General features: G+C 55.8%; 23 protein-coding genes. 6 read left to right on the plus strand and 17 right to left on the minus strand.

The genetic code is table 11. The features are described from left to right. Positions 1-158: 158 nt before the first annotated feature. Positions 159-872: a transposase gene (locus CLU84_RS17220; protein ID WP_099738725.1), complete on the minus strand. Its 714-nt coding sequence runs from the start codon at positions 870-872 to the stop codon at positions 159-161. 175 nt (positions 873-1047) lie between these two features. On the opposite strand from CLU84_RS17220, the gene pcaF reads away from it, so the two are divergent. After that, positions 1048-2256 carry a 3-oxoadipyl-CoA thiolase gene (pcaF, locus tag CLU84_RS17225; RefSeq protein ID WP_099738726.1) on the plus strand — a complete coding sequence of 403 codons (1209 nt, stop codon included), beginning with the start codon at positions 1048-1050 and terminating at the stop codon, positions 2254-2256. Positions 2257-2288: 32 nt separating this feature from the next. On the opposite strand, the gene CLU84_RS17230 is transcribed toward pcaF, so the two are convergent. Continuing rightward, the gene (locus tag CLU84_RS17230; protein WP_099738728.1) at positions 2289-3137 is read right to left on the minus strand and encodes a MurR/RpiR family transcriptional regulator; all 849 of its coding nucleotides are present in this window, start codon (positions 3135-3137) and stop codon (positions 2289-2291) included. 249 nt (positions 3138-3386) lie between these two features. Here CLU84_RS17230 and tal point away from each other — a divergent pair, with 249 nt between their 5' ends. Together tal and pgi are read left to right on the plus strand one after the other, a co-directional pair. Next, on the plus strand, positions 3387-4343 hold the full coding sequence (tal, locus tag CLU84_RS17235; protein ID WP_099739098.1) for a transaldolase: 957 nt from the start codon (positions 3387-3389) through the stop codon (positions 4341-4343). Between the two features lie 16 nt (positions 4344-4359). Next, positions 4360-5967: a glucose-6-phosphate isomerase gene (gene pgi / locus CLU84_RS17240; RefSeq protein ID WP_099738730.1), complete on the plus strand. Its 1608-nt coding sequence runs from the start codon at positions 4360-4362 to the stop codon at positions 5965-5967. Positions 5968-5996: 29 nt separating this feature from the next. Here pgi and CLU84_RS17245 read toward each other — a convergent pair whose 3' ends face one another. From CLU84_RS17245 to CLU84_RS17290, 10 genes are all read right to left on the minus strand, one after another. Continuing rightward, positions 5997-6905, minus strand: a complete 909-nt coding sequence (locus CLU84_RS17245) for an SAM-dependent methyltransferase (protein ID WP_099738732.1) — start codon at positions 6903-6905, stop codon at positions 5997-5999. Further along, a complete protein-coding gene (locus tag CLU84_RS17250) occupies positions 6905-7522 on the minus strand; it encodes a DUF1415 domain-containing protein (RefSeq protein ID WP_099738733.1) in 618 nt (205 codons plus the stop codon). The genes CLU84_RS17245 and CLU84_RS17250 overlap by 1 nt, the downstream gene beginning before the upstream one ends. Positions 7523-7689: 167 nt before the next feature. Continuing rightward, positions 7690-8868 (minus strand): deoxyguanosinetriphosphate triphosphohydrolase, encoded by a 1179-nt coding sequence (locus CLU84_RS17255; RefSeq protein ID WP_099738735.1) that lies wholly within the window; start codon positions 8866-8868, stop codon positions 7690-7692. A 102-nt stretch (positions 8869-8970) separates the two neighbouring features. Further along, positions 8971-10062, minus strand: a complete 1092-nt coding sequence (aroB, locus tag CLU84_RS17260) for a 3-dehydroquinate synthase (RefSeq protein WP_099738737.1) — start codon at positions 10060-10062, stop codon at positions 8971-8973. A 38-nt stretch (positions 10063-10100) separates the two neighbouring features. Beyond that, positions 10101-10637: a shikimate kinase gene (locus tag CLU84_RS17265; RefSeq protein ID WP_099738739.1), complete on the minus strand. Its 537-nt coding sequence runs from the start codon at positions 10635-10637 to the stop codon at positions 10101-10103. A gap of 128 nt (positions 10638-10765) precedes the next feature. Then, entirely contained in the window at positions 10766-12865 is a 2100-nt protein-coding gene (pilQ, locus tag CLU84_RS17270) for a type IV pilus secretin PilQ (RefSeq protein ID WP_099738740.1), read from the minus strand. After that, positions 12862-13413 carry a pilus assembly protein PilP gene (locus tag CLU84_RS17275; RefSeq protein ID WP_099738742.1) on the minus strand — a complete coding sequence of 184 codons (552 nt, stop codon included), beginning with the start codon at positions 13411-13413 and terminating at the stop codon, positions 12862-12864. The genes pilQ and CLU84_RS17275 overlap by 4 nt, the downstream gene beginning before the upstream one ends. Then, a complete protein-coding gene (locus CLU84_RS17280) occupies positions 13410-14084 on the minus strand; it encodes a type 4a pilus biogenesis protein PilO (protein ID WP_099738744.1) in 675 nt (224 codons plus the stop codon). Before CLU84_RS17280 ends, CLU84_RS17275 begins: the two co-directional genes overlap by 4 nt. Beyond that, positions 14084-14695 carry a PilN domain-containing protein gene (locus CLU84_RS17285; RefSeq protein WP_099738746.1) on the minus strand — a complete coding sequence of 204 codons (612 nt, stop codon included), beginning with the start codon at positions 14693-14695 and terminating at the stop codon, positions 14084-14086. The genes CLU84_RS17280 and CLU84_RS17285 overlap by 1 nt, the downstream gene beginning before the upstream one ends. Beyond that, on the minus strand, positions 14692-15771 hold the full coding sequence (locus CLU84_RS17290; RefSeq protein WP_099738747.1) for a pilus assembly protein PilM: 1080 nt from the start codon (positions 15769-15771) through the stop codon (positions 14692-14694). Before CLU84_RS17290 ends, CLU84_RS17285 begins: the two co-directional genes overlap by 4 nt. Before the next feature lie 352 nt (positions 15772-16123). Between CLU84_RS17290 and CLU84_RS17295 the strand changes: the two genes are divergently transcribed. After that, positions 16124-18460: a penicillin-binding protein 1A gene (locus CLU84_RS17295; RefSeq protein WP_099738749.1), complete on the plus strand. Its 2337-nt coding sequence runs from the start codon at positions 16124-16126 to the stop codon at positions 18458-18460. A 65-nt stretch (positions 18461-18525) separates the two neighbouring features. Here the strand turns inward: CLU84_RS17295 and cyaY are convergent, their stop codons facing one another. Then, entirely contained in the window at positions 18526-18867 is a 342-nt protein-coding gene (cyaY, locus tag CLU84_RS17300) for an iron donor protein CyaY (RefSeq protein ID WP_099738751.1), read from the minus strand. Positions 18868-18879: 12 nt separating this feature from the next. Here cyaY and CLU84_RS17305 point away from each other — a divergent pair, with 12 nt between their 5' ends. Both CLU84_RS17305 and CLU84_RS17310 read left to right on the plus strand, forming a co-directional pair. Continuing rightward, positions 18880-19134 (plus strand): lipoprotein, encoded by a 255-nt coding sequence (locus tag CLU84_RS17305; RefSeq protein WP_099738753.1) that lies wholly within the window; start codon positions 18880-18882, stop codon positions 19132-19134. Positions 19135-19207: 73 nt separating this feature from the next. Next, the gene (locus tag CLU84_RS17310; RefSeq protein WP_099738755.1) at positions 19208-20035 is read left to right on the plus strand and encodes an MBL fold metallo-hydrolase; all 828 of its coding nucleotides are present in this window, start codon (positions 19208-19210) and stop codon (positions 20033-20035) included. Here the strand turns inward: CLU84_RS17310 and CLU84_RS17315 are convergent, their stop codons facing one another. The 4 genes from CLU84_RS17315 to CLU84_RS17330 all read right to left on the minus strand — a co-directional run bounded on the left by CLU84_RS17315 (position 20036) and on the right by CLU84_RS17330 (position 25336). Beyond that, positions 20036-20632 (minus strand): sulfite oxidase heme-binding subunit YedZ, encoded by a 597-nt coding sequence (locus CLU84_RS17315; RefSeq protein ID WP_099738756.1) that lies wholly within the window; start codon positions 20630-20632, stop codon positions 20036-20038. Further along, on the minus strand, positions 20632-21627 hold the full coding sequence (msrP, locus tag CLU84_RS17320) for a protein-methionine-sulfoxide reductase catalytic subunit MsrP (protein ID WP_099738757.1): 996 nt from the start codon (positions 21625-21627) through the stop codon (positions 20632-20634). The genes CLU84_RS17315 and msrP overlap by 1 nt, the downstream gene beginning before the upstream one ends. Positions 21628-21821: 194 nt before the next feature. After that, positions 21822-23156: a c-type cytochrome biogenesis protein CcsB gene (gene ccsB, locus CLU84_RS17325; RefSeq protein ID WP_099738759.1), complete on the minus strand. Its 1335-nt coding sequence runs from the start codon at positions 23154-23156 to the stop codon at positions 21822-21824. Beyond that, on the minus strand, positions 23153-25336 hold the full coding sequence (locus CLU84_RS17330; protein ID WP_099738761.1) for a cytochrome c biogenesis protein ResB: 2184 nt from the start codon (positions 25334-25336) through the stop codon (positions 23153-23155). Before CLU84_RS17330 ends, ccsB begins: the two co-directional genes overlap by 4 nt. Positions 25337-25399: the final 63 nt, after the last annotated feature.

Here is a 25399-nt window from a genome sequence, read left to right on the forward strand (position 1 = left end):
ATCGCGGGGAATGCAAGATTACGACAGGGCATAGAGTTATGCAATAAATTTTAATTAGGGTCAGACACTAATTAATTTCAGACTATTTTTATTTGGATTTAATTGGGGACATATATAAATTAAACCCGATCATCCAATAAAAACAAAGAGATAGAAATTTAGCTTTGACTCTCGCGCACCAAAGCTGTGCGTGCAGGCGGCCTGCCGGCCTTCTGTCGCATGACCCGGCGCTCGGTTTTTTGTTGCAAATTTTCAATAAATTCAGGCTCACCCAGGGCCCATCCACGCAGGGCAGCGTGGCTGATCTGCTCCTGGGTGTCTCGATCAAGCCCGGCTTCCACCGCTTTGACATAAGCAGCATCGCGCGCAAACGGAGTGTTACCCAGCACCCAAAAAAGCGCGTGCGGGCTGATGAGTCCATCGTGCTGAATGCCCGCGTTATGCGCATAGCTGGACCAGGGCCAGTCCAATGCCCGGTGCACCAGCCCCGCACGCACGGGGTTTAAATCTATGGACACCATCGTGGGCAGTAGCCATTGCTCAGCCTGCAGCAAGGTGCCACGGTAGCGCCCTTCCCACAAGGTGCCGGTGCGCCCATGGCGGTTATTGAAGTAGCGCACATAGCTACGCCCCAGCGCCTGCATGAACTGGGGAACGCCCTGCTCTGTCTTGGGCGTCAGCAGCAGGTGAAAGTGATTGGGCATGAGCACATAAGCATGCACATCGACATCAAAACGCCGCGCCATCTCGCGCATCAGGTCCAGCATGGTAAGGCGGTCCTGCGCATCCACAAAAATCTCGCCGCTGTTATTGCCGCGCTGAATGATGTGGTGCGGCATGTTTGCCAGCGTTAGACGGGGAAGACGGGCCATGATGATGAGCTGTAGTACCCAGCAATTATCTGGCGCAGCGCGGCAATGCGCACGCGGCGATCGCCACAAGCCAAGAAATCATCACTGTCACAGAGGTGGCGCCAAAGCCACCATCACGTGCCTAGACTGATGCGGACAAACTACGCCAGTCAAATCTGAGTAATGGAGACATGGAATGAGCCAGCCACACGCTTTTATCTGCGACGCCATTCGCACCCCCATCGGCCGCTACGGCGGCGCACTGTCATCCATACGCACGGATGACTTGGCCGCAATTCCCATCAAGGCATTGATGGAGCGCAATCCGGGTGTGGACTGGAAGGCCGTGACCGACGTGATCTATGGCTGCGCCAACCAGGCCGGCGAAGACAACCGCAATGTGGCCCATATGGCATCTCTGCTGGCGGGCCTGCCCGTGGATGTACCCGGTGCCACGATCAATCGACTCTGTGGATCGGGGCTAGACGCCGTAGGTACGGCGGCACGCGCTATCAAATCAGGAGAAGCAAGACTAATGATTGCAGGCGGTGTGGAAAGCATGAGCCGCGCGCCATTCGTCATGCCCAAGGCTGATTCCGCCTTCAGCCGCAATAACGCGATTTATGACACCACCATTGGCTGGCGCTTCATCAACAAACAAATGAAAGCCCTGCATGGAGTGGACTCCATGCCAGATACGGCTGAAAACGTCGCTGACGATTTCAAGATTGAACGCGAGGCGCAAGATCGCATGGCCCACGCCAGCCAGCAAAAAGCGGCAGCAGCCATTGCTGCAGGCTATCTGGCGCAAGAAATCGTGCCTGTGCACATCCCCCAGAAGAAGGGTGACGCCATTGTCGTAAGTCAGGACGAGCATCCTCGTACAACAACGCTTGAAGCGCTGAGCAAACTCAAAGGCGTGGTTCGTCCCGATGGATCGGTCACCGCAGGCAATGCTTCAGGCGTCAACGATGGCAGTTGCGCCCTGCTGCTCGCCAATGAAGAGGCCGCCTTGCAATATGGACTGACGCCCAAGGCCCGCATAGTGGGCATGGCTGCTTCCGGCATCGCGCCGCGCATCATGGGCATGGGCCCCGCCCCTGCCACGCGTAAGGTGCTGGAAATGACTGGCCTGACGCTGGAGCAGATGGACATCATCGAGCTCAACGAAGCGTTTGCAGCCCAAGGGTTGGCGGTGCTACGCGATCTGGGGCTTAAGGATGACGATTGCCGCATCAATCAGTGGGGTGGTGCGATTGCGCTGGGTCATCCTCTGGGTGCATCAGGTGCAAGACTGGTCACCACCGCCACCAATCAGCTGCACACGCTGGGCGGCCGCTATGCGCTATGCACCATGTGCATAGGCGTTGGTCAGGGCATCGCGCTGATTATCGAGAAGGTATAGCGGAGGGGATAGCGCTCTTAATTGAAGAGCTATTACCCTGTGTAGCGCTTGGCTCTGAGGTTGTTTTTCATCTGTTCCAGCGCTGGCTGCAGCGCTGGACCAATGCGCAAGGCTACGCAGGTGGCCAGCACGTCAATGATGAGCAAGTGCAGCAGGCGCGACACCATGGGGCTGTAGCGGTCATAGCCCTCGGGGTGGTCTGCCGCCAGATGGATCTGACAGGCCGATGCCAGCGGGGAGCCACTGGCGGTAATGGCAATCGTGGTAGCGCCGTTTTTACGCGCAATATCAGCGGCATCCATCAAATCGCGCGTACGGCCAGAGTTGGAAATAATCACCACGCAATCACCCGGCCCCAGCAAGGTGGCACTCATCACTTGCATATGGCCGTCGCTGGTGGCAAGGCTGGTGACACCCAGGCGAAAAAACTTGTGCTGAGCATCCAGCGCCACAATGCCTGAATTACCCGCGCCATAAAACTCAATGCGTTTACCGGTCTGCCAGGTCGCAGCAATGGCCTGCGCAGCCTGCTCTATGGCCGCAGTGCTGGCTGCATTGCGATATTGCAAAAAGGCTGCGACGGCGTTGTCCACCACTTTGACCATGACGTCGCTGGTTTTATCGTCACTATCCACACTGCGGTGAATAAACGGCACACCTTCGCTGACACTGCCTGCCAGCTTGAGTTTGAAATCTGCCAGTCCGTCATATCCCATGCTGCGGCAAAAACGCACCACCGTGGGCTTGCTGACATGGGAGCGCAAAGCCAGCTCACGCACCGGCAGATGCGCAAATGCCCTGGGATCAGCCAATACCAAGCGTGCAACACGCTGCTCTGCAGGCGCCAGAGACGGAAGGGAGGCGGTAATGCGATCAAGCATATTGGCAGCAGATAAGGCAAAAACCGTTAGTAAACACCAGAACGATAAAGCATAAGACCGAAGCGACTCACCACCCAGCAAATGGCTGCGAAACTTGGCTATTTCCGCAAATAAATGCAGAAAGTCATTCTTGTTTCTACAGGGTTTGCCTTGGGTCTGCGAATCTCATATGAGCGACCCACATTATTCTCCACACAGGTTTCACGCTCTACACTTGTTAATTCGTTTACAAAACATCAAAGGATGGTCATGAATCAGTTGGAGGCGCTCAAGCAGTTCACAGCCGTGGTCGCAGACACCGGTGATTTTCATCAGCTGGCACAGTTTCAGCCGCGTGATGCGACCACTAATCCATCCTTGATTCTCAAAGCCGTTCAAAAGCCCGAATACGCGCCACTGATGCGCGCTACGGTTGCGCAATTCAAGGACAGAACGCTGGATGAGATCATGGATCGCATCCTGGTCCGCTTCGGCTGCGAGATTCTGAACACCATTCCCGGCCGCGTCTCCACAGAAGTCGATGCCCGCCTGTCCTTTGATACTGTTGCCACCGTCACCCGAGCCGAGCGGCTCATTGAGCTTTATCAGGCCGCCGGCATTCATACCAGTCGCGTGCTCATCAAAATTGCCGCCACCTGGGAAGGCATTGAAGCCGCACGTATTCTGGAGCAGCGCGGCATTCACACCAATCTGACGCTGCTGTTTTCCTTCTGCCAGGCGATTGCCTGCGGCCAGGCAAAGGTCCAGCTGATTTCACCGTTCGTCGGCCGCATCTACGACTGGTACAAAAAACAGGCTGGTGCCCAATGGGATGAAGCAGCAATGGCAGGCGCCAACGACCCCGGCGTCAGCTCAGTGCGCCAGATCTACGACTACTACAAACACTTCGACATTGCGACCGAAGTCATGGGTGCAAGCTTTCGTAACACCGGGCAAATTCTGGCTTTGGCCGGATGCGACCTGCTTACCATTGCACCTGAACTACTGGCGCAACTGTCAGCGCAAGACGGCTCCACCTTGACTCGCGCCATGGATGCCAACTCGGCCAAGACTCAAAATCTGCAACGATTGCTGCTGGACGAGCCCTCTTTCCGCTTCGCTCTGAATGAAGATGCGATGGCTACCGAGAAACTGGCCGAAGGCATTCGCGCCTTTACCGCTGACACTCTGAAGCTGGAAGCATTGATGCAGCAAGCCGCTGCATGATTTACTGGGATTTCTTTTGACACCTCTCTGTCACGAATTGCCTGCCTGGCAGGTTTTGCAAACGCATTACGAGTCACAAATCCAACCACTGGATCTGTGCCAGGCATTTGCACAGGACCCACAGCGTCTTGCATCGCTGAGCTTGCAGGCACCCCATGTATTCGCAGATCTATCCAAAAACCTGCTCAATACAGACACACAAGCTCTGCTGCTGCAATTGGCGAAAGAAAGCCGGCTTGTGGCCAAGCGCGATGCCATGCTGGCAGGCGATGCTATCAACTCGACCGAACAGCGCAGCGTCATGCACTGGCTGCTGCGAACACCTGCTAACCGGGGCGAAATCGCGAATGCGCCAACGGTTCAAGCTTGGCCCGCTGAAATGCATGCCGCTTTGAATGAAGTGCATGACAGTCTGGATCAAATGCTCGCCCTGGCCGATCAGGTCAGAGACGATAAGCAAATCACCGACATCGTCAATATCGGTATCGGCGGCTCTCACCTGGGCCCTGAGGTCGTGGTCAATGCGCTAGAGGACTGGATAGACACGGGTAAAAACTTCCACTTTGTCTCCAACGTCGATGGTCATGAGTTAGGGCATGTGCTGCGCCGGGTCAAACCGGAAAGTACGCTGTTTCTCATCGCCTCTAAATCATTCACGACCGCCGAGACTATGCTCAATGCACGCTCGGCCCGTCAGTGGTTTCTGGAACACGGCGGCCGCGTCGATCCGCAAGCACCCTGCTCGATTAACAAGCACTTTTTCGCACTGACCACCAACCAGCAAGCTGCCGCAGAATTCGGCATTCAGCGCACTCTAGGGTTCTGGGACTGGGTAGGTGGCCGTTTCTCACTATGGTCAGCCATTGGTCTACCTATTGCCATTGCCATTGGTTCAACGCAGTTTCGCGCCATGCTTGGCGGTGCACATGCGATGGACGCTCACTTTTTTAAAGCGCCATTAGAGAGCAATCTTCCAGTCCGCCTGGGTCTTCTGGATGTCTGGTACCGCGATTTTTGCCAATTCTCCAGCCGCTGTATCGCCCCTTACAGCCATGGCTTGCGCCGCTTGACCGCATATCTTCAGCAACTGGAGATGGAAAGTAATGGCAAGAGCGTGACCAAGGATGGCACGCCACTTTCAACACCTACCGCCCCAGTGATATGGGGTGAGCCCGGCACCAATGGCCAGCACGCATTCTTTCAAATGCTGCACCAAGGGCAGGATGTGATTCCCGTCGAATTCATTGCCCTTCGCGATGGAGGCAAGTATCTCGGCGAACACCATCAAAGTCTGGTGATCAATGCCATCGCACAAGCTCAGGCATTGATGGTTGGGCGTGCAGGAGATGGATTGGAAAAGGATTGCCCTGGTAATCGCCCCAGCAGCTTTTTGCTACTGGAGAGGTTAGATCCAGGCTCGCTAGGCGCACTGATCGCCCTGTATGAGCACCGGATTTTTGTCTCCGGTGCTATCTGGAATATCAACAGCTTCGACCAATGGGGTGTGGAACTTGGCAAGCAGCTTGCCAAACAACTTCAGACCCGCCAAAGCAGCAATGACTGGAATGGTGTCGATTCCTCAACACAAGCGTTGATGACACGTTTGATGCAGAACTCTCAATAAAACCACAGGCTGACAGCTGCCTGCGGCTTTTACGCGACCACTGCTTCCTGCGGCAAATGGGGGTAGCGCACCCCCTCCAAGCTGGCCAAGCCAAACTCGGCCAGCAACTGGCGCAGGCGCTGGGCAGAGTTACGCTTTTTCTGCCCTGTGTAACGCGCCACGATCAGCTCGTTTTTCATGCTGTGCTCCCAACCCACCAGCTCCGTCACGGTCACCTGATAGCCACAGGCTTCGAGATACAGACAGCGCAGCACATTGGTGATCTGGCTCCCCATCTCGCGCGTGTGAATGGGGTGACGCCATAGCTCTGCCAGCGGAGTGCGTGAAAGACTCATGACCTTGGTCTGGCGCAGGCAGGCGGCTACTTCGGCTTGACAGCAGGGCACCAGCACCATGGCCTTGGCCTTTTTCTCCAACCCAAAGGCAATGGCGTCATCGGTGGCCGTATCACAGGCATGCAAAGCCGTGACCACATCAAACTGCGAGGGCATAAAATCCACATGCGTGGATTCAGCCACCGACATATTGAGAAACTCCATGCGGTCAAAAGCCAGATCGGCAGCCAGCTTCTGCGAAGCTTCAACCAGCGGCGCACGCGTCTCAATGCCGTAAATCTTGCCTTGACCCAAGGCCTTGAAATACAGGTCGTAGAGAATAAAGCCCAGATAGGACTTGCCTGCACCATGGTCAGCCAGCGTCACCGCATGGCCATCCTTGGACAACTCATTCAGCAACGGCTCGATGAACTGATAAAGGTGATAGACCTGCTTGAGCTTGCGACGCGAATCCTGATTGAGCTTTCCCTCGCGGGTCAGAATATGCAGCGCTTTAAGCAGATCAATACTCTGACCGGGCTTGAGCCCTAATTGGGTGGCAATATCTTGAACGCCAGCACCCGCAGGCTTCTGAGTCGCCTGCTTTTTATCCGTTTTTGCCATTACTTCTCTGCCTTTGCTGAGCCATGGCCTGTGACTGGGCAACGCGCACCCACATCCAGATCCAGCCAGCCTTCAATACCAATTTTCTCCAGCGTTTCCATATTGCGCTCGTAAATCGATTCCGCCTCGGGAAACACTTCTACGGCTTTGTCGATGCTGTCTTCGCGCAGCAGGTGCAGGATGGGATAAGGCCCACGATTGGTGCAGTTGGTAACGTCATCCACATCTGTTCCCTCAAACTGAAACTGAGGGTGAAAAGAGGCCACCTGGAGAATGCCACCCAGATCCAGCTCCTCGACCATGGCATCCGCCACCTCGAGGAAATCGTTGAAATCCAGAAAATCCTGCAGCGCATGGGGCAGGATCAGCAATGTGGTGTCGCGCTTTTCTGCGTTGGCTTCAGCCAGCGCTTCCAGCTCGCGGTGCAAGTCTTCGGCGACCGATTCGGCATCCATCGCCTCGCTGACCACGTAATGAATCTGTCCCTTGACATGGACACCCTTGGCAAAGGGACAGAGATTGAGGCCAATCACAGCCTTCTCCAGCCAGCGCACAGTGTCTTCAATGACGAGATCCGGCGGAAAGCCCTGCTCGGCGATGGTTGAAGTTTCGGTCATGACAAGGCCCTCCAAAATGCAAACGGGGGCAATCGCCCCCAAAGATTGCGCACTGGGCGGGAAAAATTCCGGCTCTAGATACACAGAGTCATATTTTAGCGAGCCATCTTTAACGCTGCATGACAGGCCCAGCAAACCCGGTAACCTTCAAGCTCCTGCGGCTTTTATCAAGGTACACCCAACAAGCTCAGTCCCGTAATCTGCTCATGTTCACGTGCCGCATAGCGATCTGTCATGCCCGCAATAAAGTCCGCAACCACGCGCGCTCGATCATTCAGGGAGCTAGCCGCCCGCACCCGCTGCACAAAACGTGGCTTCATGCGCTCTGGCTCAACCAGATAGGCTGCAAATAACTCGCGCACGACTTGCTGTGCACCATCCATGGTCTGGATGACCTGTGGATGGCGGTAGAGCTGCTTGAACAGGAATTGCTTAAGTCTCTGAGACTCAGCCTTCATTTCATCGCTAAATGCGATTAGCACCTGTCCATGCAAACGTACATCCTGCACTGAACTCACTTTTGCTGACTGCAACTGCGCACGCGAGCTGTTGATGACGTCATAGACCTGCTCACTTAGCATGCGGCGAATACTTTCGTACAGGAGCTTGCGCTGGGCATCCGGCACAAGCAATTGAGGCCAGTCCGCCAAAGTCGTCTCGTAATAACGGGCAAACAAAGGCACGGAATCACGCAGCTGAGCCATGGTGATCAATCCCGATCGAACGCCATCATCCACATCGTGGGCGTTATAGGCAATGGCATCAGCCAGATTGCACAACTGCGCCTCCAGCGAAGGCTGAGTACCGTCAATAAATCGCTGTGCCACGCCGCCGGGCTCACGTGCGTTCAATAGCTCGGCGTTGCTGCGCGAGCAGTGCTTGAGAATGCCCTCCCGCGTTTCAAAAGTCAGATTGAGGCCGTCAAAGGCGGGGTATCGCTCCTCCAGTCTGTCCACCACACGCAGGCTTTGCAAGTTGTGCTCAAAACCTCCATGGGGCCTCATGCATTCATTGAGCGCATCCTGGCCCGCATGGCCAAACGGCGTGTGGCCCAGGTCATGTGCCAAACAGATCGCCTCGACCAGATCTTCATCGAGTTGCAGCGCACGGGCAATGGAGCGACCCAGCTGAGCGACCTCCAGCGAATGCGTGAGCCGCGTACGAAACAGATCACCCTCATGATTTACAAAGACCTGTGTCTTGTAGACCAGCCGCCTGAAGGCCGAGGAGTGAACAATACGATCCCGATCGCGCTGAAAGTCGCTGCGCGTGGGCGCAACCGGCTCAGCAAAACGACGTCCCTTGCTGTGCAAGGGATTACAGGCGTAAGAAGCCAGAGTGTTCATGCAAGCTGCCTCAACAACGGAATGAAGTCACTCTAGCAGCTCATTTCCTGCCTAGAACAGCACCAGATGCGTCCTTGGTGCAGGCACCTGATCTTCTGCGCTTCAGGCGCAGCAGCAATCAATGACTTCACGCACCAGAGCATCGGGCGCAGAGCGCATCACCGCCTGACCCGCTCTATCAATCAGCACAAAGCGAATTTCACCCGCTTCCGACTTTTTGTCGACGCGCATCAGCTCCAAGTATCGACCCGCATTGTCCTTCGCATCAATGATCGCGCCGCGCACGGGCAAACCTGCACGCTCAATCAAAGTGCGCAGACGCAAGACAAAGTGCTCATCGACCATGCCCAGACGCCTGGAAAGCTCTGCCGCCATCACCATGCCTGCGGCAACGCCTTCGCCGTGCAGCCAGTTGCCATAGCCCATGCCCGCCTCAATCGCATGACCAAAGGTATGACCAAAATTGAGGATGGCCCGCAGTCCAGCCTCTTTTTCATCCTGCCCAACAACCCAGGCCTTGATTTCCACGCTGCGTTTGACGGCATGCGCCAACAGCGCGCGGTCACGGCGCAGCAAGCCATCGATGTTTTGCTCAAGCCAGTCAAAGAACTGCATGTCAGCAATCGGGCCGTACTTGATGATTTCGCCCAGCCCTGCACTCAGCTCGCGCTGCGGCAAGGTATCCAGCGTCGCCAGATCGCAGACCACCAACTGAGGCTGGTAGAACGCACCAATCATGTTCTTGCCCAAGGGGTGGTTGATGGCGGTCTTGCCGCCCACAGAGGAATCCACCTGCGAGAGCAATGTGGTCGGCACCTGCACAAAAGGCACGCCGCGCATATAGCTGGCGGCGGCAAAACCGGTCATATCGCCGACTACCCCACCGCCCAAGGCAAACAGCACAGTCTTGCGATCACAGCCATTGGAGAGCAAGCCGTCAAAAATCAAATTCAGTGTCTGCCAGTCCTTGTGGGCCTCACCATCGGGCAGAACCACTTCATGTACCTGCGCATATTGCTGGCTCAAGATTTGCTTCAAGCGGGCAAGGTAGAGCGGTGCCACTACATCATTAGTCACGATGAGGGCAGCAGCAGACTTGGGCAACGACGCCCAAGTCTGGCGTAAGTCCATGACATTTTGAGAAATCACAATGGGGTAGCTGCGCTCGCCCAAGTCAATTTGCACCGTTTCCACAATATCCCTTTGAAATCATTACTTAAAAGCTCAGCTGGTCAGCTGGATGCACCCAGTTCCAGCTGCATCGCAACCCGCTGCGCAACCTGGGTAGCCGATAGACCCGTCCCCACCACAACAAACTCAGCAACTTCCCTGTACAAGGGATCGCGCACGCCGTGCAAATCCAGCAGTCGCTGTAAAGGGTTATCCACTTGCAGTAAAGGCCGCTGCGTATCTTTTTGAAGCCTGCGCGCTATCTCATGCGGCGATGCACTTAAATACACCACCCGTGAATGAGCCGCTAACTGCGCACGATTTTCGGATTTAAGCACTGCACCGCCACCGGTTGCGATGATCATTTTGATGGGCTTTGCCAGCAACTGTTCCATGACATCTTGCTCCACCGCACGGAAGCGCGCTTCACCTTCTTTGGCAAAGAATTCGCGAATGCTGCAGTGAATCTGCTCTTCAATCGCGGCATCCACATCCACAAAAGGCACGGACCAACGTCGAGCCAGATAACGACCAATGGTGGACTTTCCACTTCCAGGCAGTCCTACCAGGGCGATATGGGCATCCATCACAAAATTCATTGCAGCATCAAGCCTGCGGCCTGTATCGAACATCAATGCGAGAGATTGTCGCAGCCTTGTGAGACCGCAAGAAAAAAGGACTGCATCATTCAGGATGCAGTCCTTTTCAAATCACATAGAAAACTCTCTTATTTGCCGGAGTTTCGAACCTGACTGAGCATTTTTGGCGTGATGAACACCAGCATTTCACGCTTGCTAGAAGCCTTTGTGTTGTTGCGGAAAAGATGACCCAACACCGGCAAATCGCCAAACAAAGGCACCTTATTGACCTGATTGGTCTCTTCCATCTCAAAAATACCACCAATCACCACCGTTCCGCCGTTCTCCACCAGCACCTGCGTCTTGATGTGTTTGGTATCGATGGCAACCCCCTGTGTCGTCGTCTCTCCGCGGCTATCCTTGTTCACATCCAAATCGAGAATGATGTCGCCTTCGGGCGTGATCTGAGGTGTTACTTCCAACTTCAGGACAGCCTTCTTGAACGAAATGGTGGTCGCTCCATTAGGCGCCGTGACTGAATATGGATATTCCGTACCTTGCTCGATCAATGCCTTGTTCTGATCGGCCGTCACCAGACGTGGGTTTGAAATGATCTTACCGTCGCCTTCAGCCTCCAAAGCAGATAGCTCCAAGGACAGGAAACGGCTCATTGAGCTATTGAAGACAGAGAAAGCCAGCTGCCCCACCGTGTTAATACCCGAAATGCTTGCAGGCAGATTTACAAAATTTCCGCTAGGGAACTTTGTGTTCGCACCATCAGGTAAAAACTGAGATGAAGTCATTGATGCGTTGCTGCCAACAGCCCCTCCACCAAACTTAACCCCAAGCGAGCGTCCAAAGGTATCTCTAGCCTCCACAATCCGGGCTTCAATCATGACCTGGCGCACCGGCACATCCAAGGTCGCCAGCAGGTTTTTCATCTCCTCAAGCTTGGTTGGAGTGTCCGTCACAAACAGCTGATTGGTACGTGGCTCTGAAATAGCAGAACCACGAGAGGACAGAAAGCGTGTGCTATTGCCAGCCCCACCTGCTCCACCCGACGAAGTAGTAATCTGCTGAAGAATATCTGCCGCCTTGGCATAGTTCAGCTGAAAGCCCTGTGTCCGCAATGGCTCAAGCTTCTGGATTTCCATGGCTGCTTCATAGTCACGCTTGGTACGCGCATCAATCTCATCCTTGGGCGCGATCCAGAGCACAGAGCCCGACTTTCGCATACCAAGACCCTTGGCATCCATGATGATCTGCAGCGCCTGATCCCACGGAACATCTTTCAAGCGCAGCGTCAAAGCGCCAGTCACCGTATCCGAAGTCACGATATTGAAGTTGGTGAAATCTGCAATGACCTGCAACAGCGAGCGCACTTCAATATTCTGGAAATTCAGCGACAGCTTTTCACCGCTATACCCGGGGCCTTGCGTCAGCTTGCTGGTATCGACCTTTTTCTGGCGCACCTCGACCACAAACTGATTGTCACTCTGGTATGCGCTGTGCTCCCAGTCACCCACAGGCTCAATGCGCATGCGCACATGATCACCCTGCTGGCTGGTAGAGATGGTTTGTACCGGGGTACCAAAGTCAGCCACATCCAGTTTTTTGCGCAAGTTTTCCGGCAATGCAGTGCGCAGGAAATCAACGGTCAAGCCCTTACCTTCCTGGCGCAAGTCCACTCCTACCTGGCTATTGCCTAGACTCACGACAATCCGCCCCGAGCCATCGCTGCCGCGGCGGAAATCCACGCCTCGGATGGGCACCATATCAGACGATGTTGACTTGCTCTCAAAAACTGGCGTCACAGCTGGCACCGAGCCTGCCGCAGATGCGGCCGCACCAGCAGGGTCAAGCAAAATCAGCAACGACTTGCCTTGGCGTTGCAAGCGATACGTTGTGGCCGCCTTGAGATTCAGTACCAGACGTGAACGACCAGAGGCCTCCACGAGGTTGGCAGAGCGCAAATTGCCCTGATTAAATTCAAGGAGTGATTTTCCGGAACCATTCGTCACCCCCGGAAAATCAAGTGCAATTCGTGCAGGGGTCTGCACCACAAACCCGGTCGGATCTGCGGCCAATGGCTCAGACAGTTCGACTCGAATGACCTCGGAACCAGACTGTAACGCTCCAGTCACAGACTCAATACGAGCCTGTGCCCAAGCCGCGGAAGAAAGCAAAAGACTGCCCAGTGTCAGTCCCCAACGGGCCTTCGCCAAAGTCCTGCGATTACTACCCATCATTTGCTAACCTCCTGCAACTCTAAAGTGCTTGTTCTCTCAATCCAGTCACCACCACCATCCTGAACAATTTCGCGCAACTGGATGGAGTTCTCAGTGATCTTGGTAATTTTTCCGTAGTTTTGCCCCAGGTAGTTGCCAACGCGCACCTGATAGAGCAACGCACCCACCTTGATCAAGGCCGTCGGCACACTCTTTTTATCTAAGCTGCCCACCATGCTCATGGCATCCAGCGGCTCAGCTTCCAAAGGCTCCTTGCGTCGATTCAATTCAGGTGTCAGCAAAGCGGTGCTGATATTGGACTGCGCTGACTCCTTGCGCAGCACCTGAATCAGTTTGAGCGGATTGAATGGATCCATCCCCTCTGCCCCCGTGTACATCTGAGGCTTAAAGGGCTTGGGCTCCTCTAGGGGCTTCACATTTGGCTTGGCATTGGCACGCTCTTGAGCCATCCACTCTCGCAATTGATCTTCTTCAGATGAAGTGCAGCCCATTAATAAGGCAGTACCCATCAAAGCCAGCCAGAGAGGGTTCAACCGTAGCTTGCTCATTTCTTCCCCTTAGCCGCATCACGCTGTGCCTTCACCTCGTCCGCATCCAGATAGCGGAAAGTACGCGCTGTGGCATCCATAGTCAGCACCTCACCATCCTTGCCTGCAGGCGCAATAGACAAGTTATTCAAGGTCACGATGCGAGAAAGAAAAGCGACATCTGAAGCGAAGGATCCAATGTCGTGATAACTGCCAGTCACCTTCAGAGTAATGGGTAGCTCGGCGTAGTACTCCTTGGCCACCATGGCTCCGGGACGGAACACCTCAAACTGAAGACTTCGACCCAAGCCAGCCTGATTGATATCCGAGAGTAAGGCTGCCATTTCTGCCTTACTGGGCAATTGTTTTTCCAGCTGCGTCACATACTGCTGCACCTGCTCACGCTGCTTCTTCAAGCCTTCAAGACTCACGGCCTTGAGCATCTTCTTGGTATAGTCATCGCGCAAAGTCACCTCGGTTGCGCGCTCGGTTTCCAGCTCTGCTTCGTAGTCCTTGAGCATGACAAACCACAGAACTGCAGCAACGGCGATGGCAACAACGGCATATAGCAATGCCTTGGGCAACGCTGGCCAGACGGATGGATCATTGGGATCCAGGTTACGAAACTGCCGCTGAATTCTTTCTTGCAGCGCAGCGAAATCAATATCTGAAGACTTCTTCTTTTTTGCCATTACTGCGCCTTCACAGAAGAAGTGGCAGCGGTCAGACTCTTCTCTGCATCGCTGGCTCTTGTCAGATTGAAGCGCAATGTGAATGCAGCTGCGCGGCGCTTGTCCTTGGCAGTCACATCGACGGTCTTGGCCACAATCTCCATTAACTCCGGCTTGGAGAACCACGCCGTGCCTTCGGTAAGATTGCGCAGCATCTCGGAAATGCGCTCATTCGACTGCGCAGTTCCCTGCATAGTCACCAGCAAACCGTCTTGCTTGATGCTGCTGAGGTAGACGCCATCTGGCAATTGCTTCACCAGCTCATTGAGCATGTGCACCGGTAAGTTGCGATCAGACTGCAAGTCTTCCACAGCCTTCTGACGGGCACGCAACGCAGCAATTTCAGCCTCCAGGCCGTCAATTTCCTTGATCTGGGTTTCCAGAACCTTGATCTCGGAGCGCAGCAGATTGTTCTTGTTCTGCTGGCCTTCAATCATGATCTGGAAATACCAGTAAATCAGGCCTGCAATCAGCAGACCTGCAATCGCAGCCATCACCATATTGACCTGAAATGCCTCTTTTCGACGTTTCTTGGCGGCTTCGCGGTGCGGCAAAAGGTTAATCAATATCACTCTTGAAACCTCCGCATGGCCAGACCGCAAGAGGTTAAATAAGACGGTGCCTCACGCGCCATCTTCTTCAGGCGCACAGCACTGCCAATTTCCATGCCATCAAATGGGTTGGCAAGACTGCAAGCACATCCGGTCTGCTGACTGACGGCCTCTGCCAAGCCAGGCAAGGACGCAGAGCCCCCTGCCAGCAAGACATGGTCAACACGGTTGTACGGCGTGCTGGTAAAGAAAAACTGCAGCGCGCGAGCCACCTCCTGCGTCAGGCTCTGCACAAAAGGTTTGAGCACGCCTGTTGCGTAATCGTCAGGCAGTTCACCACTACGTTTTTTTGCCTCGGCCTCTTCCGGTGAAAAGCCGTACTGCCGCGCAATCAGCTGCGTCAGCTGCGCGCCACCAAAGGCCTGATCACGCTCATACAGCACTTCGTCGTTGCGCAGCACCTGCATACTGGTGGTCATAGCGCCCACCTCAAACAGCGCAACCACGGCATCCTGCCCGGCGTTGCTCAGTCTTGAGACCAGGCGTGTCGCAGCCATTCGAGCCGCATAGGGCTCAATATCCACCACAACGGGCTTCAAGCCAGCGGCTTCTGCCAAGCCCTGACGGTCTTGAACTTTTTCCTTGCGCGAGGCGGCAATCAGCACATCCACGTCACCCGAAGATACCGACGATGGGCCGATGACACAAAAGTCCAGACTCACCTCATCAAGTGAAAACGGAATGTACTGATTGGCCTCAGATTCGACCTGCACTTCCATTTCCAACTCAGACAAGCCGGCGGGCAAAGTGATTTTCTTGGTAATCACTGCGGCAGCAGGCAGAGCCATTGCCACCTGCTTTGTGCGTGTGCCGCTTTTTTTAACCAGACGACGAACAGCCTCTGCGACTTCGTCAAATTTTTCAATGTTGCCGTCGGTAATCCAGCCTTTTTCAAGAGGCTCGATCGCACAACGCTCAAGTTGCCACTCACCTGACTTGCTTTTGGTCAGTTCAACCAACTTCACGCTGGAGGAGCTGACATCAATGCCAAGCAATGGTGCAGGCTGACGGCTGAATAAAGAACTCAGAGCAATCAACGTGCCCCCCTAGATTGTAAGAATGGAAACAAAAGCCAGCAATACATGGGAATCCTAGCAGCAAGCTATAGCAACACACGCTTTGCTGTAGCCATTTCCCAGGCATTTCGTGGTCAAAAAAAGACAACCTTGTGTAACATCAAACAGGCATACAGCAGCATCCACTCATGCAACAGTGCTTACCCTGTGCTTTAGGATTCAGCCAACGTGTGACATCCACATCGTCACAAAGATGCTTTTCTGGAGGGGATTTCTATAATGCCCCACCCCTTGCTCATACTGCGAAATGCCGCCATCAGAACATTCTGCTCATCAGGCTCCAGCGCCTGGCTCCAAAGCTCCTAAAAAACGCATGCACTGGTTGCTACGCTCCATCTTCTGGCTCATGGGCCTTGCAGTTGCGGGCGCGCTGGCAGTGTTGCTGGCTGTCGCTGTAGCGCTGGCCATGGCCTACCCTAACCTTCCTGACGTCTCCGAGTTGGCGGATTACCGTCCCAAGCTGCCGCTGCGGGTGTACTCCAGCGAAGGTGCTCTGCTAGGCGAATTTGGTGAAGAGCGCCGCACACTGACGCCGATTCAAGAAATTCCCAAGGTCATGACCAATGCGGTGCTGGCCATTGAAGACACGCGCTTCTTTGAGCATGGTGGCGTGGACTACAAGGGCATGCTGCGCGCCGCACTCGCCAATCTGGGCAAGGTCAAAAGCCAAGGCGCATCCACCATCACCATGCAGGTGGCGCGCAATGTGTACCTGACCTCCGAGAAGACATACACCCGCAAGATCTACGAAATTCTGCTGACCTTCAAGTTAGAGCACCTGCTCACCAAGGAGCAGATTCTTGAGATCTACATGAACCAGATCTTTCTGGGCAATCGTGCCTATGGCTTTGCTGCGGCCAGCGAAGCGTATTTCGGCCACCCCCTGAAAGACATCACCGTTGCTGAAGCCGCCATGCTGGCGGGTCTCCCCAAAGCCCCGTCTGCTTACAACCCGATCAGCAACCCCAAGCGCGCCCGCATTCGCCAGCTCTACATCATTGAGCGCATGGAAGAAAACGGATTCATCACCGCCGAGCAAGCCAAGCAGGCCAAAGAAGAGCCACTCAAGCTGCGAACCGCCTCCAATTCCACCCGCGTTCATGCTGAATACGTGGCGGAAATGGCGCGCCAACTGATCTTTGCCCAATACGGCAACGATGCGTACACGCGCGGTCTGAACGTTTACACCACCCTTAATGCAGGTGAGCAAGAAGCCGCGTACAAAGCTCTGCGCGAAGGCATCATGAACTACGAGCGCCGCCAGAAGTACCGCGGCCCTGAAAAATTCATCACCCTGCCCAGCAATCCGCAGGAGCTGGAAGAAGCGATTGACGATGTGCTGGCCAATCACCCCGACAACGGCGATGTGATTGCCGCCGTGGTGCTCGAAGCCTCACCTCGCAAGATCATGGCTGCACGCGCTGACGGCACACACTTTGACATTACCGGCGACAACCTGAAACCAGCCGAGTCCGGACTTAGCCCCAAGGCACCTCCGAACATCAAGATCCGTCCTGGTGCGGTGATCCGTGCTGTCAAAAATGCCAAGGGTGCATGGGAAATCACCCAGTTGCCTGAAGTGGAAGGCGCATTTGTCGCTGTGTCCACCCAATCCGGCGCAATCCGTGCCTTGGTGGGTGGCTTTGACTTTGAAAAGAACAAGTTCAACCACGTGACTCAGGCTTGGCGCCAGCCCGGATCCAGCTTCAAGCCCTTTATCTACTCGGCAGCGCTGGAGCATGGCTTCTCGCCCGCAACCATGATCAATGACGCGCCGATCTTCTTTAGCGCAGCAACCACCGGCGGCCAGCCTTGGGAGCCCAAGAACTACGACGGCACCTATGCAGGCCCCATGACCATGCGCACGGGCTTGAACAAGTCCAAGAACATGATTTCCATTCGCCTGCTGCAGGCAATTGGCCCCAAGACCGGCCAGGAATGGGCTACACGCTTTGGCTTTGAAGCCTCCAAGCAGCCCGCTTACCTGACCATGGCTTTGGGTGCAGGCTCCGTCACGCCGCTGCAAATGGCAGGTGCCTACTCGGTCTTCGCCAATGGCGGCCACCGCCTCAATCCCTGGCTGATTGCTCGCGTCACAGACCACAAGGGCCGAATCCTGTCCGAGTTCACTCCCCCACCCCTCAGTGACCTGCCCCAGGCCATTCCTGAGCGCAATGCCTTCATCACTGGCACCTTGCTTAACGATGTGGCGCGTGTGGGTACCGCCGCCAAGGCTCAGGCCACGCTCAAGCGCCCCGATCTGTACGGCAAGACCGGTACGACGAATGATTCTGTGGATGCCTGGTTTGCCGGTTATCAGCCCAGCATCTCGGCCGTCTCATGGATTGGTTACGACACGCCCCGTAATCTGGGCTCCCGTGAAACCGGTGGCGGCCTGAGCCTGCCTATCTGGATTAGCTTCATGCAGCACGCACTCAAGGGTGTCCCTGTGGCTGAGGTACAAGTACCTCCTGGTGTGGTCAATATGGGCGGCGACTGGTACTACGAAGAAAATGCCCGCAGTGGCGGCATCTCCAGCCTGGGCATGGAAGCGTCTGTGCCTTCCAATGGCGATAACGCAGGACCCGGCGCAACACCTGCACCCGCTTCTGAAGAACGCAGCCGAATCTTGGATCTGTTCAGGAATTAAGCCCGCAAAAACAAAAGCCTGCCTCTCATCGAGGCAGGCTTTTTTCATTCAGCACCTAAGATTTATTAGCCCAGCGCTTTGAATTCCAGCGACATAGCCGACTGCTCGCTTGCATATTGCGTCAGGTTGGCAAAGAACTCGCCTGCGCCCTTGGTGTCCATCCAGGCATTTTTCTCTTCGTCAAAGCGATAGTGAAAGCCGCCCGCCTTGGCCGCCAGCCAGATTTCGTGCAAGGGCTTTTGCTGGTTGATCACAATCTGGCTACGGTTCTCAAAAACCAGTGTCACCAGGCCACCCACGCGCTGTGCATCAAGGTCAGCATCGGTTTCGTCGTTGATGCGGTCACAGCATTGCTCCACAGCCATCAGTAGTTGATCAGCGCGGTCCAGATATTCAAGGTCAGTCATTACAATTTGCCCATGTTGAAAGCCACCCAAATTTTAGTCAGGAGCATTGCCCTTGCAGCTTGTGCGGCGTCCATCGCTTCACTTTCCGCCTGTGGACAAAAAGGCCCGCTCTTTTTACCGACCGATCCAGCCGCTCAAGGCCGAGCCACCTTGCCGGAAGCACTGGGCATTTCGTCTCCTAAAACGCCCGGCACAGCAGCGCCTGTGGTGAAGCCTTCATCGCCAGCAGATACAGAGAACTCCGCCGAGACAGATGCCAAGCCCTGAGGCTTGATAAACATCAACACTCTGTTCAGGGTTCAACTCTAGAGTGAGGCATCTTGTCCTTTGACAACCTGCCATGCCCATAGAGCTTTACCGCGACAAAACCCATGCCTGCCTGATGTTCACCGACCTCATCGAGGAAGACGGTCAGGCCATTCAGGCCAATCAGTTCCTGATCGTGGACAACAGCACAGGAGCCATCATCGACCCCGGTGGTAATCTGGCCTTTAACGAGTTGTTCATGGGCATGTCCCGCCACTTTCCACCGCAAAAGCTCGCCTATGTGGTCGCGTCGCATGCGGACCCGGACATCATCGCCTCGCTTGATCGCTGGATGACCAGCACCCGTGCCCAGCTCGTCATCTCGCGGATCTGGGAGCGTTTTGCGCCGCACTTCACCAAAGTGGGCAAGACGGAAAACCGCGTGATCGGCGTGCCAGATGCCGGTGGCCGTTTGCCGCTGGGCAATAGCGAGCTGGTACTGCTGCCTGCACACTTTTTGCATGCAGAAGGCAACTTCCACTTCTACGACCCCATCAGCAAGATTCTGTTTACGGGCGATCTGGGGGTGTCTTTGACTACTGGCGCTGAGGCACAAAAACCTGTGACCGACCTGGTGCCCCATATTGCGCGTATGGAAGGCTTTCACCGCCGCTACATGGTCTCCAACAAGATTTTGCGGTTGTGGGTTCAGATGGCACGCCAGCTGCCCATCGAAATGATCGTGCCCCAGCACGGCGCGCCCATCATGGGCAAGCAGGCGATTGGCGATCTGTTCAACTGGCTTGAAGGCTTGCAGTGCGGTATTGACTTGTTCGATCAACGCGCCTACCAGCTGCCCAGCGCAGAGATTGACCCCGTGTCGCGCCAGGTGCGCCCACCGCTGCGTGCCGTGGCAGGCTGATCATTTTTTGATAGCACGCACCGCACGCCAGGCAAGCAAAGTACTGAGAATGGCTGCATAAACAGCCACCTCGGCAAAGTTGTTCTTGCCAGCGCGCATCCAGAAGAAATGCAGCAGTGCCAGCGGCACCGTGGCGTAGACCGCACGGTGCAGCCACTGCCAGCGCTTACCGCCCAGCGCCTTGAGCATGAACTTGGGCGAGGTTGCGGCCAGCACCAGCAGCACCAGCCAGGTGGTGAAGCCCACCAAAATAAACGGGCGTTTGGGAATATCGGCCACGATATCGCCCCAATCCAGCCCCATGTCAAACCATGCGTAGCAAAGCAGGTGCAGGCAGGCGTAGAAGAACACGTACAGACCCAGCATGCGCCGATAACGCACCAGCAGATTCCAGCCTGTGAGCTGACGCAGCGGCGTCACCGCCAGCACGATGCAGAGAAAACGCAAAGTCCAGTCACCAGTCTGGCGCAGCAAAGCCTCCGCAGGGTTGGCCCCCAGCCCATCGGTAAATGCCGCATAGAAAAGCCATGCGAAGGGCAGCAGGCACAGCGTAAAGACCAGCGGCTTGGCCCAGGGCTTGAGCAACCAAGCCTGCATCAGTAGAACTTCTTCAAGTCCATGCCTGCGTACAGCTGCGCGACCTGATCGCCGTAGCCGTTGAACATCAGCGTTTTGCGCTTTTTGGCGAACAAGCCGCCTTCGCCAATACGGCGCTCGGTGGCCTGGCTCCAGCGGGGGTGATCCACCTCGGGGTTCACGTTGGAGTAAAAGCCATACTCATTGCGCGCGGCCTTGTTCCAGGCGGTGCCGGGCTCTTTGTCCGTCAGGCGAATCGCCACCAGTGACTTGGCGCTTTTAAAGCCGTATTTCCAAGGCACAACCAGCCGCACCGGCGCGCCGTTCTGGTTGGGCAGTACCTCGCCATACATGCCAAAGGCCAGCAGCGTCAACGGATGCATGGCTTCATCCAGTCTCAACCCTTCGGTATAGGGCCAGTCCAGCACACCACTTCTAAGGCCTGGCATCTGCGCCTTGTCGGCCAGGGTGACAAATTCCACATACTTGGCGCTGGAAAGTGGCTGCACCTTTTTGAGCAATTCAGACAGCGAGTAGCCCACCCACGGGATGACCATGGACCAGCCCTCTACGCAGCGCAGACGATAAATGCGCTCTTCCTGCGCGCTTAGCTTGAGCAGGCTGTCGATATCCAGCGTCTGCGGCTTTTGCACCAGACCTTCGATACGTACCGTCCACGGCCGGGTCTTCAGCGTGCTGGCATTGCGGGCCGGTTCGCCTTTATCCAGTCCGAACTCGTAGTAGTTGTTGTAGCTCGTGGCGTCTTTGTAGGCCGTGGCGGCTTCCACCGTCATTGCACCTGAGACTTTGCTGGGCTGGCCTTTCAGAGCGGGAAGGTGAGCGCGCTCAGCCTCCGCTGCCAATGCATCGCGCCCGGCCCAACTGGCAAGTGCAGCGCCTGCGGCCCCCGTGGCCAATGTCTGCATAAAGGCTCGTCGCTGCAGATATTGCGTCTGCGAGGTGATTTCGCTGTTCAGCGAATGGACAAAGCCTTGGTTGTTATTGCGTATCAGCATGTTGTGCTCCAGGTACTCACAACAGAGTACCAATGACTTCAGAGCAGCGCCAGTCAGCAAAGTTCCACGCCTGCAGTTCTATAAAAAAGGAGCTTCTCACGCCTGTTATCTATAGGCTTCAATACCAAAAGATATTGAAACCCATAAGATTCAAGCGCAAGAAGCTCCTTTTTTGGGAGTGCTTGGTTTAAGACTTACAGCTCGCCGTAGCTATGCAGACCGGACAGGAACATGTTCACACCCAGGAAAGCGAAGGTAGTGACAGCCAGACCGGCCAGCGCCCACCAGGAAGAGACTGTGCCGCGCAGGCCCTTCATCAGGCGCATGTGCAACCAGGCGGCGTAGTTGAGCCAGACAATCAGCGCCCAGGTTTCCTTGGGGTCCCAGCTCCAGTAGCCACCCCATGCTTCAGCTGCCCACAGGGCGCCCAGCACCGTGGCAATGGTGAAGAAGGCAAAGCCAACCGCAATGGCCTTGTACATCACGTCGTCCAGAATTTCGAACGAAGGCAGACGCGCGGCAATGCGCTTGCGGGCCAGCAAGATACCAGCCACGATCAGCGCGGAGATACCGAAGTACACCATCCAGTAGCTGCCGCCGTTTTCGGTCGCACCCTTGCGAAAGACGATGGGCTCGAAACACAGCACCACGCCCAGCAGCCACAGCGGGGCCAGCTTGTACCACTTGGTCTCTGTCGCCTGCTGCTTGATGAGGTAGGCAAACGCCACCATGGCCGACAGCGCAAACGTGCCGTAACCAATGAAGTTGGCAGGCACGTGCAGCTTCATCCACCAGCTTTTGAGGGCAGGCACCAGAGGCTGAATCTCATGTGCCTGACGCACCAGCGTGTACCAGAGCAAGAAACCGACGGCAGCGCTGACGACCAGCATTACAAAGCCGCCCAGAGCGCGGGTATCGTAATGATGCTCGTAGTACAGGTAGAACAGCGCCGTCATCCAGCAGAACATCACGAACACTTCGTAGAGGTTGCTGACGGGGATGTGACCAATGTCCACACCCAGCAGATAGCTCTCGTACCAGCGCACCATGGTGCCGACCAGCGCAAGAACCACCGCCAGCCATGCCAGGCGTGAACCCAGCAGCGACATGACGGATTGCTCGCTCTTGGCAAACACGCCCACCCAGTAAAAGATGGTGCTGATAAAGAACACCATGCTCATCCACAGAATGGCGGACTGGCTGGAAAGGAAGTATTTCAGGCCAAAGACCGTTTCAGATCGCGCCAGCTCGCCGCCTTCGGCCCCTTGATACAGGCCAACTGCCATGAGCGAGAAGCCCGCCACGGTCAGCATCAGCACGGCCAGCGGTCGCCAGAACCAGCCCAGCCAGATCATGGCGGGTATGGCGGCAAGCAAGATGCCTTTCTCATACACATCCATATAGGCGGCATAACGCTGCAGCGCATAGCCCAGCCCCACGACCACCACGACCGCAAACAACCAGTCAAACCAGTTGCGGCGGGCGAGGTAGCCTTCGTTCAGTGTCAGTGTCGTGGTTGCGGTGTTCATACAGAACCTCCGGGAGTCTTCTTTTGTACGGGTGTGGCCCCGATCAACTTATCGGCCAGCATGGTGAATTCGCGGTCGCCATCCATGGTCTTGCGATTGGTGGACAAGGCCATATTGGCACGACTTGCGCCATTCGATGGGGTCAGCCAGATCCAGATACGGCGGTCACGCACATACAGCATGGCAAATACGCCAATGATCAGGAACAGGCAGCCCAGGTAAACAATATTCTTGCCAGGGGCACGTGCCACCTGGAATACGCTGGCCTGCACCTGCGTGAAGTCCTTCATCATGAAGATCACGGGCGCAGGGTAGAACTGGGCATCGCTGAGCGAGAAGACAGACTGGGTCATGAAGGCCTGCGTCTTCTCATCATTCTCAAAGGGCTTGTGCCCGGCCTGCTGACGCACCTGCTGGGCCAGCTCGAAAAGCACGCCATTCAGAATGCGCACCAGCACCTCGCCGGCGCGCTCGCGCTCAGCTTCGGGGACATTGCTGTCCATGAAGTTGGAAATGGCTTGCAGGCCACCCAGAGGCTTGCCCTCGGGGCCCTTGATCTTGCTGTCCTGTCCGGCAAACAGCTCCAGCGCCTTGAGAGCGGACTGGGTCAGCGGCTCGGCCAGTTCAGGTCGGGACACATCCACGGCCTTTTGCACATAGGCGCGTGCGGCCTTTTCAGCCAGCACCTTGTTCTGCATGGCCTGACGCAGGTTCAGGAAGGTGTCCATCGTGCCTTCGGGGTCAGCAGGCACACGCAGATAGCGCAGCTCTTCTGCGGGGTTTTCGCGCACGCCCAGCAGGAAGACGGGCTGACCTTCGCCCGTATCCACCGGCAGCATGTAGTTCTGGAACTCACGCGCCTGACCCGAGGCATCGCGCAGCTTGTAGCCCACGCTGGGGCCAATATTGCGCAAGTCTTTCTTATCCGTAGTCTTATGGGCAGCGCCCAGACGGTCATCAATGGCCTGCTTCAGGTCAACCTTGCGCACATCAGTGCCCGCCGCTCCGCCCTTGTTCTGCCCGCCAAAATTTTCGACGTTGATGGTGCGCAGCGCTGTGTATTCCAGCGTGACCTTGTCTTGCGAGCCATCGGCCAGCTTGCGCACGAATTCGGTGGAATTGCCGATAACGCCTTCCACATCAAAGGGCTGCGAAATGCCGTCCATAGGCACGGCATGCAGCTTGACGGTGGAGCCACCGTCATCAAAGCTGCTTTGGTAGATCTCAATGCCTTTGTAGCTGGCCGGATGATTCACCTCGATACGCTTTTCCAGCTTTTCGCCGGTTTCGCGGTCATGAATCACGACTTCGCTGGCAAACAGCTTGGGCATGCCAGTGGAGTAGTACTCCACGATGAATTTCTTGAGCTCTACAGAAAATGGCAGCTCTTGCAGCAAGATGCCGTCTGATTGATTCAAGATAGCAGTACCCGACTGCGTTCCTTCAGACACCATGAGGTTGCCGCGGAACGTCGGGTTCTTGAGGGAGAGGCGGTGCTCAGGCGCCACATCCGAAATCATGCCGCCGCCGGTATATGGCGTCTTGCCACCCAGCAGCATCTGGGCGCGCACCACCAAGTCACCGTCGAACAGACCGCCAATACAGATCAGCACGATGGCGGAGTGGGCAGCGATATAACCCAGCTTGTTGGCAGAACCCGCTTTGGCAGCCAGCATCCAGCCTGTGCCGGGGCCTGCTGCCGTATCGCGCTGCTGCATCTTGACCTTCCAGCCACCCTTTACCAGTTGCTGGCCAATGCGCTTGGCCGCTTCTTCGGTGCTGCCGGGCACATCAGCCTCGGCACGGTGACCAAAAGCCTTCAGGCTTTGCTCGCGAATGTTTTCCTTGTAATTGCGGATATCAGCCAAATACTTGGGAGCATGGCGACTCACGCACAGCGAGGTGCTGATCACCAGAAACGCCAGAATCAGCAAGAACCACCAGGCGCTGTAAACCGCATTGAGCTTGAGCGCCAGAAACAATTGCGCCCAGAAGGGGCCAAACTGGTTGACATAGTTGACCAATGGCTCGTGTTGCTTGAGCACCGTACCAATGACCGATGCAATGCAGATCACCGTCAGCAGTGAAATCGCAAAACGCATGGAGCCCAGCAACTCCGTGGCCGCGCGCACGGCCGGTGAGCGGGAGGAGTCACGATCGGAAAGTGGAAGGTCTGACATGAACGAGTTGAAGTATCCGGACGCAAAAAGGCGGGGCCACCTGCTGAATTAGCCGGTGGACCC

Source organism: Comamonas sp. 26 (genome assembly GCF_002754475.1).
In the GTDB taxonomy this organism is placed as follows: domain Bacteria; phylum Pseudomonadota; class Gammaproteobacteria; order Burkholderiales; family Burkholderiaceae_C; genus Comamonas.